The following is an 11,750-nucleotide window of genomic DNA, read 5'->3' as shown; positions in this document are numbered from 1 at the left end:
CCCCGCCTCCCGTCTCCCGTCGCCGGTCCCCCGTCTCCCGTCGCCGGTCCCCCGTCCCCCGTCGCCGGTCCCCCGCCTCCCGTCCCCCGCCCCCCGTCCCCCGTCGCCGGTCCCCCGCCGCTCCGGGGGTTGTTTTACCGGCGCCGGGTCGGCGGGACGTAGTGCGGCGAAGTCGGCGCCGCCGTGCGGCGGACAACCCTCGTGTGCGCTGCGCCGGTGAAATGGTCCTCGCGAAGGGACGCGCTTCGCGCGGAAAGGCGCAAGGGCTGTGCTCATGCGGGGGACACCCCCGCACCCCCGGTCCTGCCGGGCTCACCGTGCTCCACCGCCCGGGGCCGTGATTACCCCCCGTCCCCGTCCCCCGTCGCCCGTCCCCCGCCGTCGCCCGTTCCCCGCCGCTCCGTCGGGGCTCGTTTTACCGGCGCCGGGTCGGCGGGACGTAGTGCGGCGAAGTCGGCGCCGCCGTGCGGCGGACAACCCTCGTGTGCGCTGCGTTGGTGAAATGGTCCTTGCAGAGGGCGCGCTTCGCGCGAAAGTCGCAAAGGCTGTGCTCCTTCGGGGGGCACCCCCGCACCCCCGAGCGGTTGCGTCCACGGGAGTGGTGTAACTCCTGGGGATCTTCGTGAAGGTGTCGATGGCCGGCCGCCTGGCACCGAGGGCGGCGCATTCATGATCACGCCACGGAACACCACCTGACGGGACGTCACCCGCCGCACCACGTCCCGCCGTACGGGCGCCAGTGCACAGGACCTAGGAGGCGCCGAGAGCCCGGGGGGGAGGCAGGGTGTGGAGGCGCGTCGGGTGGCATGAACAGAGGGTCGTATGGGCGGTCGTGGACTGGAACGCATCTCCGGTGGGTGACGTCCCGCGAAGGGGTGAAAGTACGACGATCTTGATGGGGGAGCGCAGGTCCGGCCATTCGGTACCAGGGCATCTGGGTCTTCAGCTCGGGTGCGGTGTTGCGCCACTTGGCGGACGCATTCGCGGCGGAGCACGGTGAGCCCGGCAGGCTCGGAGGTGCGGGGTGTCCCCGCAGGAGAACAGCCCTTGCGCCTTTCGCGCGAAGCGCGCCCTCCGCGAGGACCATTTCACCGGCGCCGCGCAAACGCGGGGTTGTCCGCCATAAGCGGTGCCGGTTTCGCCGCACCACGTCCCGCCGACCCGGCGCCGGGTGGAACGACCGTCCGGGGAGACGGGCACGGGCGACGGCAGGGCGGTCCCGCCCTGCCGGGACGGTACCCCCATGAGCACCGCGCCTCCCACAGGCACGGACAGCGGGCCAACCACCGTAAGGCGGCGCCGGGTTCGCCGTACGACGTCCGCCGTCCCCGTGCCGGTAGGACGGACCCGACTGGCGGTGAGGCGGCCGAGCCGTGGGCGACAGGGCTCCCGGGGTGCAACCGGGACCACCAGAGCTCCCACCCCTGGTGGGGGTGCGTCTACGTGCGGTGATGGACGCGCTGTGGATCGGGTGGGCTGTGGTCGGCATGGTGGTAATCGACAACGGGTGGGTCCATCCACCCTGGCCGGAGCGGGTTTGATGTCCTTCGGTCCCTTGACGTCAGCTATTCCTGGAGCGCCGACCCGCGGCGGGTTTCTCGCCGTACGGCGGCGCCGGGTTCGCCGCACCACGTCCCGCCGACCCGGCGCCGGGTGGAACAACCGTCCGGGGAGACGGGCACGGGCACGGGGGCGGGCACGAGCACGAGCACGAGCACGAGCACGAGCGCGGGCACGGGCACGAGCACGACCGCGGGCACGAGCACGACCGCGAGCACGGGCGCCGTCACAGGGCGGGACTGCCCTGACGGGACGGCGCCGCCAGGCGCGCGCCACTCACGTAGCCCCTTGTGGGGTGGTAAGGGCTAGTGGTGGCCGGGCTAGTGGTGGTGGGGGGCTACCACTACCTCTACGCGTTGGAATTCCTTGATGTCGGAGTAGCCGGCGGTGGCCATGGTGCGGCGGAGGGCGCCCATCAGGTTCATGGAGCCGTCGGCGACGGTTGAGGGGCCGTGGAGGATTTCTTGCATGGTGCCGATGGTGCCTACTTCTACGCGGGCGCCTCTCGGGAGGTCGGGGTGGTGGGATTCGGAGCCCCAGTGGTGGCCTTGGCCGGGGGCCTCGACCGCGCGGGCGAGGGGGGAGCCGACCATCACGGCGTCGGAGCCGCAGGCTATGGCTTTGGCTATGTCGCCGGAGCTGGTCATGCCGCCGTCGGCGATCACGTGGACGTAGCGGCCGCCGGACTCGTCGAGGTAGTCGCGGCGGGCGGCGGCGACGTCGCCGATGGCGGTGGCCATGGGGACGGCCACGCCCAGGACGGTGCGGGTGGTGTGGCCGGAGCCGCCGCCGAAGCCGACCAGGACGCCGGCGGCGCCGGTGCGCATGAGGTGGAGGGCGGCGGTGTAGGTGGCGCAGCCGCCGACGACCACGGGGACGTCTAGCTCGTAGATGAACTGCTTGAGGTTGAGGGGCTCGGCGCGGCCGGAGACGTGCTCGGCCGAGACGGTGGTGCCGCGGATGACGAAGATGTCGGCGCCGGCGTCGATCACCGCCTTGTAGTGCTGGGCGGTGCGCTGGGGGGACAGCCGGGCGGCGGTGGTCACCCCGGCCGAGCGGACCTCCTCGATGCGGCGGCCGATGAGCTCGTCGCTGATCGGCGCGGAGTAGATCTCCTGCAGCCGCCGGGTCGCCGCCTCACCGTGCAGCTCGGCGACCTCGGACAACAGAGGCGCCGGGTCCTCGTAGCGGGTCCACAGCCCTTCGAGGTCCAGCACGGCGAGCCCGCCGAGCCGTCCGATCTGGATGGCGGTCGCCGGTGAGACCACGCTGTCCATCGGGCTGACCACGACGGGCAGCTCGAAGCGGTAGGCGTCGATCTGCCAGGCGATCGACACCTCCTCCGGGTCCCGGGTGCGCCGCGACGGCACGATGCCGATCTCGTCCAGCGCGTACCCGCGGCGCCCGCTCTTGCCGCGCCCGATCTCAACCTGAGTCATGCTCTCGCTCGTTCCCGTTCCTCGGTGACGCCCACACCTGGGGCACACATCGTTCTACCCCACCACGACCCGTACATCCCGGGCGCGGCCCCGGGGTCAGCGGCCGTGGTAGTTGGGGGCCTCGACGGTCATCTGGATGTCGTGCGGGTGGCTCTCCTTGAGGCCCGCGGCGGTGATGGGCATCAGCAGGCCGTTGTCGTGGAGCTCGGCGATGGTGCGCGAGCCGGTGTACCACATGCCCTGCCGAAGGCCGCCGACGAGCTGGTGGGCGACGGCGGCCACCGGGCCGCGGTAGGGCACCTGGCCCTCGATGCCCTCGGGGATGAACTTGTCCTCGCTGGCGACGTTCTCCTGGAAGTAGCGGTCCTTGCTGTAGGAGCCGCCGCGCTCGCGGTTGCGCACCGCGCCCAGGGAGCCCATGCCGCGGTACGACTTGAACTGCTTGCCGTTGATGAAGATCAGCTCACCGGGCGACTCCTCGCACCCGGCGAGCAGCGACCCCAGCATCACGGCGTCCGCCCCGGCGGCCAGCGCCTTGGCGATGTCCCCCGAGTACTGCAGGCCGCCGTCGCCGATCACCGGGACGTTCGCGGGGCCCGCGGCCAGGGACGCCTCGTGGATGGCGGTGACCTGGGGAGCGCCCACGCCGGCGACCACGCGGGTGGTGCAGATGGAGCCGGGGCCCACTCCGACCTTGACCGCGTCGACGCCGGCGTCGATCAGCGCCTGCGCGCCCGCGCGGGTGGCGATGTTGCCGGCGATCACGTCGACCTGGCCACCGGCCTTGATCTTGGCCACCATGTCGCACACCCCGCGCGAGTGGCCGTGGGCGGTGTCGACCACGATGACGTCGACCCCGGCCTCGATCAGCGCCTGGGCCCGCTTCTCGGCGTCGCCCGCGACGCCGACCGCCGCGCCGACCACGAGCCGGCCGTCGGCGTCCTTGGTGGCGAGGGGATACTGCTCGCTTTTCGTGAAATCTTTCACAGTAATCAGGCCGCGCAGCCGGCCCGCGGCGTCCACGAGGGGCAGCTTCTCGACCTTGTTGTGCCGCAGCAGCCGGAAGGCCTCGTCGCGCGACACCCCGACAGGGGCGGTGACCAGCGGCATCGCGGTCATGACCTCGCGCACGGGGCGGTTGTGATCGGCCTCGAATCGCATGTCGCGGTTGGTGACGATGCCGAGCAGGACGCCACTGTGGTCGGTGACCGGCACGCCGGAGATGCGGTACTTGGCGCACAGGCGCTCCACGTCGGCGAGCGTGTCGTCCGGCGCGCAGGTGACGGGGTTGGTGACCATGCCGGCCTCGGAGCGTTTTACCAGGTCGGCCTGCTGGGCCTGGTCCTCGATGGAGAGGTTGCGGTGCAGGATGCCGATGCCGCCCTGCCTGGCCATGGCCACCGCCATGCGCGCCTCGGTCACGGTGTCCATCGCGGCGGACACCAGCGGGATGCGCAGGGTGATCGAACGCGACAAACGAGTGGTGGTATCCGCGTCACCGGGTTGGAGATCAGAATAAGCGGGCACCAGTAGCACGTCATCGAACGTCAGCCCCGGTTCGGTGAACTTGGCCATCTGTCACCCTCCTGCCCATTGGCGCGCTCAAAACGGGGAAAGGCGCCGGCCCCGTGCACAGTTTAGTGGGCCCCAGGTCAGAGGCTCGTCCCGCCTGTGGACGGGCGGCGCGAGCGTCGTAGGCTCATCCGCTTCCCGGCACTTCCCCTCACCGGGACAACCAAGGGTCATAAGGTGGAATGCGTGCTGGAAGACGTCCCCCGCGACCCGTTCGCGGACGACCCGAACGACCCCACCGCGGTACTGGGCGAGCTCGACCACTCCGAGCCGCTGACCTTGGCCGAGCGCGACGAGGCGCTCACCGACCTCGCCGACGTGGAGGTCTTTCGCTCGCTGCTCGAACCGCGGGGTGTCCTCGGGCTGTGCCTGGACTGTCCGGAGTGCGGCGAGCAACACTATTTCGGCTGGGATCTACTGCGCGGAAACCTCCGCCAGATGATCGACCACGGGCGGCCTCAGGTCCACGAGCCCGCCTTCGAACCCGACCCCGCGAACTACGTCTCCTGGGAATACGCCCGCGGCTACGTCGACGGCGTGATCGACACCGAGGAGAGCCGCTGATCGACGTCCTCGGCCAGCGCCCGCAACAGGCGTACCACGGTGTCCGCCGCGCCGGAGTCACCGCCCGGCATGGGGCCCCTGCGCGCCAGCGCGTCGAGGACCGCGTCAGTCGAGAGCACTGCCGGATCCACCTCCGGCCCGTGTCTCCGGACCGGATGCGCCGGGCGGAGGGCGGTCAAGCTATCGACTCCATGTCGGCCATCGCCCTGAGCCTGGCCAGCGCCCGGTGCTGGGCGACGCGAACCGCACCTGGTGACATACCCAGTACGTTACCCGTCTCCTCGGCGGACAGTCCCGAGACCACCCGCAAAATGATCAGCTCGCGCTGGTTGTCGGGAAGACGCGACAACAGCGCGCGGGCGTGCTCGGCCTCGATGTAACGCACCACGGTCTCCTCCGGCCCCGGCCCCTGGTCGGGACCGTCCGGAAGATCCTGGGTGGGCACGGCGGAACGCACCGAACTACGCAGCGCGTCGGCGACCTTGTGCGAGGCGATGCCGAAGACGAACGACGCGAACGGACGGCCCATGTCCCGGTAACGCGGCAGCGCGGCGAGCACCGCGATGCACACCTCCTGGGCGACATCGTCGGCTATGTGGTAATGACCGGAGACCCGGCCGAGCCTGGCACGGCAATAGCGCACCACCATAGGGCGCAACCGCCCCAGCAATGATTCGATCGCGCTGCGATCCCCTTGTACGGCAAGGCTCGTCAGATCCCTGAGGTCGGACTCATCCGATCTCGTCGCAAGCCTTACCCCAGCCTTGGCGTCGGCGACGCATCCCTCGGTCACGTTACGCATGATGCCCGCCACGATCGCGCATGTCGTCATCGTGAATGGATACGGATTGGTCACATTGACGCGTCGATAACCGAGGGTAATCATCCGAACACAGGAGTGTTTCCATATTTCACGGGCGAACCCGAATTCGCGGGTATTTGTTAGACGTCGCCCCTGACGGGGAAGGGATGAGGGTGACGTACGCCCGACGCCCCGGCCCGCCGATCGGTTTACCGTGCCGTCAAATCGAGCGCCAGGAAAATCGTTTGCGCAAATAGTCACGGCCCGCGCCTAGTGTCAGGCGCGGGCCGTGGCCGTCAGGAAGAGCGGGTGCGGGTCAGTGGCCGTGGCCGTGCCCGTGTCCCTGGCCCGCGGCGGCCGGAGCCTCGTCCTCGGGCTTGTCCACGACGAGCACCTCGGTGGTGAGGAGCATGCCCGCGATGGACGCGGCGTTCTGCACCGCGGAGCGGGTGACCTTCACCGGGTCGATGACGCCCTCGGCGACCAGGTCGCCGTACTGGCCGGTGGCCGCGTTGAGGCCGTGGCCGGCCGGCAGCTCGCTGATCTTGGCGGTGATGACGTAGCCCTCGAGGCCGGCGTTCTCCGCGATCCAGCGGGCGGGCTCGACGAGCGCCCGGCGGACGATGGCGACGCCGGTGGCCTCGTCGCCGCTCAGGCCGAGGTCGTCCAGCTCCTTGGACAGGTGCACCAGCGCCGAGCCGCCGCCGGAGACGATGCCCTCTTCGATCGCGGCGCGGGTGGCCGAGATCGCGTCCTCGAGGCGGTGCTTCTTCTCCTTGAGCTCCACCTCGGTGGCCGCGCCGACGCGCAGGATGCACACGCCGCCGGACAGCTTGGCGAGGCGCTCCTGGAGCTTCTCGCGGTCCCAGTCCGAGTCGGTGTTCTCGATGGCGTACTGGATCTCACGGACGCGGTCCTGGATGGCCTGGGTGTCGCCCGAGCCCTCCACGATGGTCGTGTTGTCCTTGTCCACCACGATGCGGCGGGCGGTGCCCAGCACCTCGGTGCCGACGTTCTCGAGCTTCAGGCCGAGCTCCTCGGACACCAGCTGGCCGCCGGTGAGGATGGCCATGTCCTGGAGCATCGCCTTGCGGCGGTCACCGAAGCCGGGGGCCTTGACGGCCACCGAGGTGAACGTGCCGCGGATCTTGTTGGTGACCAGGACGGCGAGGGCCTCACCCTCGATGTCCTCGGCGACCACGAACAGCGGCTTCTTGGTCTGGGCGACCTTCTCCAGCAGCGGGAGGAACCCGGCGATGGAGGAGATCTTGCCGAGGTGCAGCAGGACGTAGGCGTCCTCCAGCACGGCTTCCATGCGCTCGGGGTCGGTCACCATGTACGGCGACAGGTACCCCTTGTCGAACTGGAGACCCTCGGTGAACTCGAGCTCCAGGCCCATGGTGTTGGACTCTTCGACGGTGATCACGCCGTCCTTGCCCACCTTGTCGAACGCCTCGGCGATCAGCTCGCCGATCTTGGCGTCCTGGGCGGAGATGGTCGCGACGTTCGCGATCTCCTTCTTGTCCTCCACGGTGCGGGCCCGCTCCAGGAGGCGGTCGCTGACCGCGCGCGCGGCGATGTCGATGCCACGCTTGAGGCTCAGCGGGGACGCGCCGGCCGCGACGTTGCGCAGGCCCTCGCGCACCATGGCCTGGGCCAGCACGGTCGCGGTGGTGGTGCCGTCACCGGCGACGTCGTTGGTCTTGGTCGCCACTTCCTTGGCGAGCTGCGCGCCGAGGTTCTCGTACGGCTTGTCGAGCTCGACCTCACGGGCGATGGTGACACCGTCGTTGGTGATGGTCGGGGCACCGAACTTCTTGTCGATGACGACGTTCCGCCCGCGCGGTCCAAGGGTCACCTTGACGGCGTCCGCGAGGGCGTTGACGCCACGCTCAAGCGCGCGGCGGGCGTCCTCGTCGAACTCCAGGATCTTCGGCATTTAAGGTCCTCTCAGCATCAGAGCCCCGGGCCTTCTTCTGAAGCACCCGGGGCTTGATACGCGTTTTCTAGTAAGGCTCCGTTGTAGATGGCCGCTTACGCGCCCGGGGCTTTACTTCTCGATGATCGCGAGAACGTCACGGGCGGAGAGCACCAGGTACTCCTCGCCGCCGTACTTGACCTCGGTACCGCCGTACTTGCTGTAGAGGACGACGTCCCCTTCCTTGACGTCGAGCGGGATGCGCTTCTCGCCGTCCTCGTCCCAGTTGCCCGGGCCCACCGCGAGGACCTTGCCCTCTTGCGGCTTCTCCTTGGCGGTGTCCGGGATAACCAGACCGGAAGCGGTCGTCTGCTCGGCCTCAAGCGGCTGGACCACGATGCGGTCGCCGAGCGGCTTAACGGGAACCTTGGTGGCGGTCGTCACGATCGGACCTCCCCTTCAGATTGTGATGATGAGCTGAAGAGGCGACCAGCGGCCTGCCGTCGCGGGTGTCAGACCTGCCTCGTCGCATTATGTCTGGCACTCTCCCTCGTCGAGTGCCAACACTGAACAGTATGCAAGGGCGCCGACACAGTCAACACGGACAGGCCGTCCCAGGTCAGTGCGCTTAACCGTACCGCAGCCAACAGAACGTTCCTCGCGTGATATGTCCGCCTCAGTACCGCTGTGACCTGCTCCTCGTCACCCCGCACGACCCGGTAGCGTCAGCGGGCGTGGACCATGACGCTTTCCGCGAACTTCTGACCCCGCACGGCCAGAAGGCACTGGCCGACGCCGTGCGGATGGTCGAGGACGGCGCGGACGCGGTCGCGGCGGCCGTGGGACTGCGCAGGACCCACCCCGCGGACCTCGCGGGCGCCGCGCTGACCCAGGCGCGGCTGCGCGCACGGGGCGCGGCGAAGTTCGGGGCGGACGCCGCGGTGATGTACTTCACACCGGACGGGCTGGAACAGGCGACCCGCGCCGAGGTGGCCGACCACCGGGCCCGCCGCTTCGAGCCGGGCGCCCGGGTGGCCGACGTCTGCTGCGGGATCGGCGGCGACCTGCTCGCGCTGGCCCGCGCCGGGTGCGTGGTCGACGCGGTGGACCGCGACCCGCTCACCGTGGAGGTCGCGCGGGCCAACGCGGACGCGCTCGGCCTGTCCGGCCGGGTCACCGTGACGGTGGGGGACGCCGCCGGCGTGACGCCCGAGCGGTACGACGCGCTGTTCGCCGACCCGGCGCGGCGGGTCACCGGCAGGCGCGTCTTCGACCCCCTGTCCTACTCGCCGCCCTGGCCGGACGTCCTCGCCCTGGCCGGCCGGGCCCGCGGCGCGTGCCTGAAGGTGGCGCCCGGCGTGCCGTACGAGCTGCTGCCCGCGGGGGCGGAGGCCGAGTGGGTGTCCTACCGGGGGGAGGTCAAGGAGGCGGCGGTGTGGACCGGCGCCCTGGGCCCGGCGGACGGCGCCTCGGACGGCCTCCCCGCGGACGGGGGCGTTCTGCGGCGGGCCACCATGCTGCCGTCCGGGCTGAGCATGACGCCGGATCCCGGGCTCGGCGAGCCGGCGGTGGGGCCGGTGGCGCGGTATCTGTACGAGCCGGACGGGGCCGCGATCCGGGCACATCTGGTGGCCGAGGTGGCGGCGGCGGTGGGCGGGCACCTGCTCGATCCGCGCATCGCGTACATCACCGGGGACGGGCCGGAGGTCACGCCGTGGGCGTCGCGCTACGAGGTGCGGGAAACCATGCCCTTTTCCGGGAAACGGCTGCGGGCGGCGCTGCGGGAACGCGAGATAGGTGCGGTGACGCTGAAGAAAAGGGGCTCGGCGCTGGACTTGGAGAGACTTCGTAGGGATTTGAGGCTGTCCGGGGGCAATTCTTGCGTTGTGGTGCTCACCCGAATTGGCGAGAATCCGTACGCGTTGATCTGTGAACCCGCCTGACCTGCGACGATAGCAAATGCGGGCATTTTATCGGTAATCACGATGTTTTAAAGTCGGCCCCGAAAGCGTCGTGGTCAAGCACTACAGTTGGCCAGCGCGGGATTTCGCTGACCGACGTTTCACCCTTTTGCTGAGTCATGCCCGCCGGCCGCACCGCTCCACCGCCGCGTGTGCCGCCCGCGAGCGAAGGAGCCCTCGGTGGACCACTCCAACCACACCCTCCTCCAGGCGGGAAGCCAGACCGCCATCTCCGACCGCATGCGCGAGCTCCTCGCCCGCGCGGCGCAGGACCACGTCTACGAGCAGCGCACCCAGGGCGCCGTGCTCGACGAGATCCGCCAGCGGCTCGAGGGCATGGAGTGGCTGCTGCGCGAGGTACGCGAGCGGGAACTCGGCGGGCTGAGCGTCGTGCTCGAGGACATGGGCGGGCGGCTCGGCGAGCTGGCCACCCGCCCGCCCGCCTGGGCCGAGGGGCTCGCCCAGCACGTCGAGATCGTCCGTGACCGTGTGGACGGCGTCGGCAGCCGGGTGGCGGGCATCGGCGACCGCATCGAGTCGGTGGGCGACCGCGTCAAGCCCGTGGCCGAGCTGCCCGGCCTGCTGACCGACCTGTGCACCGTCCGGGAGGGGGTCGCCGAGGCGCTCAAACGCATCCAGGCGGTCCTGGACGGCACGCAGGGGATGACCGACCGCATGGCCGAGTTCACCCGCCGCCTGGCCCAGTTCCAGTCCGGCATCGAGGCCGCCGGGGGCCGCTTCACCCGCGTCGACAAGGCCCTGCTCGACCTCACCCAGCGCACCGAGCGCGTGGAGGGCTGCGTCCTCGACCTCAGCGAAGGCATGGAGGACACCCTCACCGCCACCATGGACCGCCTGACCGCCACCATGGACCGCCTCGCCGGCGGCCTCGACGGCGTCACCGGCAGAGTCACCGACTCCGAGTCCCACCTGGCCACCCGCCTCGCCTCCATCGACGCCCACCTCACCACCCTGACCACCCGCTTAGAGTCCCTGGACTCCCGCCTCGGCACCCACACGGACACCACCCGCTCCCACCTCCAGACCCTGACCACCCACGCCGAGTCCACCCACTCCCAGCTCCAGTCCCTGACCGACCACGCCGAGTCCACCCACACCCGCCTCCAGACCCTGACCGACCACACCGAGACCACCCACACCCGCCTCCACGACCTCGGCACCCGCACCGAAACGGCCCTCAAGGACCTCACCGCCCAGACCGAAACGGGTCTCGCGGACCTCGGCACCCTTACCGAAGCGGGCCTCAAGGAGCTCGCCGCCCACACCGAGGCGGACCTCACGGAGCTCGGCACCCGCACCGAAGCGGGCCTCACGGAGCTCGGCATCCGCACCGAGGCCATCGACGCCCGTCTGGCCGACTCCGGGGCCCCCGTCGCCGCCCTGCGTGATCAGCTGGCCGAGCTCGACACCCGCCTGGCCGCGATGGACACCCGTCTCGCGGCCCACGACACCCGCTTCGGCACGCTCGATCAGGGCGTCACCACGATCAACGAGAGCTTCGAGGGCGTCAACGAGCGCCTGGACCTCGTGGACGACCACGTCGAGGCCGTCAACCAGCGCGTCGGCCAGCTCCCCGCGCTCCTCGAGGTCGGCGAGGTCCACAAACGAGTAGCCACCCTGATCGACGCCCAGACCGACACCCAAGCCGAACGCTTCGACACCCTGGCCGCCCGCCTCACCGAAACCGCCACCGCCGTCCCCGCCCTGAAACAGCTGATCGAGGCCCGCCCCGACCACCCCCAACTGACCACGACCGTAGAAGACCTCCTCCGCCCCACCCACACCGACCTCACCCGCCGCCTAGGCGCCCTGGAAGAAACCATGCTGGCCCTAGCCGAAGCCCTCCTCCGCCCCACTCGCCCCCCAAAGGACTGATGCCCAACCCACCCCCCGTACGAGCATCACCGGATCTC

At 70.3% G+C, this 11,750-nt stretch carries 10 protein-coding genes; 3 read left to right on the top strand and 7 right to left on the bottom strand.

All coding sequences use genetic code 11. The features are described from left to right. Nucleotides 1-1,565: 1,565 nt before the first annotated feature. The 3 genes from ACFP1K_RS39755 to guaB form a co-directional block, all read right to left on the bottom strand. Nucleotides 1,566-1,790, bottom strand: coding sequence for a hypothetical protein (locus ACFP1K_RS39755; RefSeq protein ID WP_380763523.1), 225 nt, complete (start codon nt 1,788-1,790; stop codon nt 1,566-1,568). Between the two features lie 90 nt (nt 1,791-1,880). Then, nucleotides 1,881-2,999 carry a GuaB3 family IMP dehydrogenase-related protein gene (locus ACFP1K_RS39750; RefSeq protein WP_380763521.1) on the bottom strand — a complete coding sequence of 373 codons (1,119 nt, stop codon included), beginning with the start codon at nt 2,997-2,999 and terminating at the stop codon, nt 1,881-1,883. A gap of 96 nt (nt 3,000-3,095) precedes the next feature. Further along, nucleotides 3,096-4,574 carry an IMP dehydrogenase gene (guaB, locus tag ACFP1K_RS39745; RefSeq protein ID WP_380763519.1) on the bottom strand — a complete coding sequence of 493 codons (1,479 nt, stop codon included), beginning with the start codon at nt 4,572-4,574 and terminating at the stop codon, nt 3,096-3,098. Nucleotides 4,575-4,757: 183 nt separating this feature from the next. On the opposite strand from guaB, the gene ACFP1K_RS39740 reads away from it, so the two are divergent. After that, nucleotides 4,758-5,135: a DUF5319 domain-containing protein gene (locus ACFP1K_RS39740; RefSeq protein ID WP_380763517.1), complete on the top strand. Its 378-nt coding sequence runs from the start codon at nt 4,758-4,760 to the stop codon at nt 5,133-5,135. On the opposite strand, the gene ACFP1K_RS39735 is transcribed toward ACFP1K_RS39740, so the two are convergent. The 4 genes from ACFP1K_RS39735 to groES all read right to left on the bottom strand — a co-directional run bounded on the left by ACFP1K_RS39735 (nt 5,096) and on the right by groES (nt 8,299). Then, complete coding sequence (locus ACFP1K_RS39735; RefSeq protein WP_380763515.1) at nt 5,096-5,254, bottom strand: hypothetical protein; 159 nt, start codon at nt 5,252-5,254, stop codon at nt 5,096-5,098. The genes ACFP1K_RS39740 and ACFP1K_RS39735 overlap by 40 nt on opposite strands. A 56-nt stretch (nt 5,255-5,310) precedes the next feature. After that, nucleotides 5,311-5,937: a sigma-70 family RNA polymerase sigma factor gene (locus tag ACFP1K_RS39730; protein WP_347627168.1), complete on the bottom strand. Its 627-nt coding sequence runs from the start codon at nt 5,935-5,937 to the stop codon at nt 5,311-5,313. A 316-nt stretch (nt 5,938-6,253) separates the two neighbouring features. Further along, nucleotides 6,254-7,876 (bottom strand): chaperonin GroEL, encoded by a 1,623-nt coding sequence (gene groL, locus ACFP1K_RS39725; protein ID WP_380763513.1) that lies wholly within the window; start codon nt 7,874-7,876, stop codon nt 6,254-6,256. Nucleotides 7,877-7,987: 111 nt separating this feature from the next. Then, the gene (gene groES, locus ACFP1K_RS39720) at nt 7,988-8,299 is read right to left on the bottom strand and encodes a co-chaperone GroES (protein ID WP_055482820.1); all 312 of its coding nucleotides are present in this window, start codon (nt 8,297-8,299) and stop codon (nt 7,988-7,990) included. A gap of 290 nt (nt 8,300-8,589) precedes the next feature. On the opposite strand from groES, the gene ACFP1K_RS39715 reads away from it, so the two are divergent. Together ACFP1K_RS39715 and ACFP1K_RS39710 are read left to right on the top strand one after the other, a co-directional pair. After that, on the top strand, nt 8,590-9,798 hold the full coding sequence (locus ACFP1K_RS39715) for a class I SAM-dependent methyltransferase (RefSeq protein ID WP_380763511.1): 1,209 nt from the start codon (nt 8,590-8,592) through the stop codon (nt 9,796-9,798). Nucleotides 9,799-9,996: 198 nt separating this feature from the next. Continuing rightward, on the top strand, nt 9,997-11,712 hold the full coding sequence (locus tag ACFP1K_RS39710; RefSeq protein WP_380763509.1) for a hypothetical protein: 1,716 nt from the start codon (nt 9,997-9,999) through the stop codon (nt 11,710-11,712). Nucleotides 11,713-11,750 lie beyond the last annotated feature (38 nt).

Source organism: Sphaerisporangium aureirubrum (assembly GCF_042658925.1).
Lineage (GTDB): Bacteria > Actinomycetota > Actinomycetes > Streptosporangiales > Streptosporangiaceae > Sphaerisporangium > Sphaerisporangium aureirubrum.
The sequence above is the reverse complement of the archived record's forward strand: the minus strand, read 5'-3'. Positions and strand labels throughout refer to the sequence as shown.

Bases quoted from the DNA above. Each gene is read 5' to 3' on its own strand.
- ACFP1K_RS39750 (WP_380763521.1), bottom strand. From the start codon at position 2,999: ATGACTCAGGTTGAGATCGGGCGCGGCAAGAGCGGGCGCCGCGGGTAC.
- guaB (WP_380763519.1), bottom strand. From the start codon at position 4,574: ATGGCCAAGTTCACCGAACCGGGGCTGACGTTCGATGACGTGCTACTG.
- ACFP1K_RS39730 (WP_347627168.1), bottom strand. From the start codon at position 5,937: ATGCGTAACGTGACCGAGGGATGCGTCGCCGACGCCAAGGCTGGGGTA.
- groL (WP_380763513.1), bottom strand. From the start codon at position 7,876: ATGCCGAAGATCCTGGAGTTCGACGAGGACGCCCGCCGCGCGCTTGAG.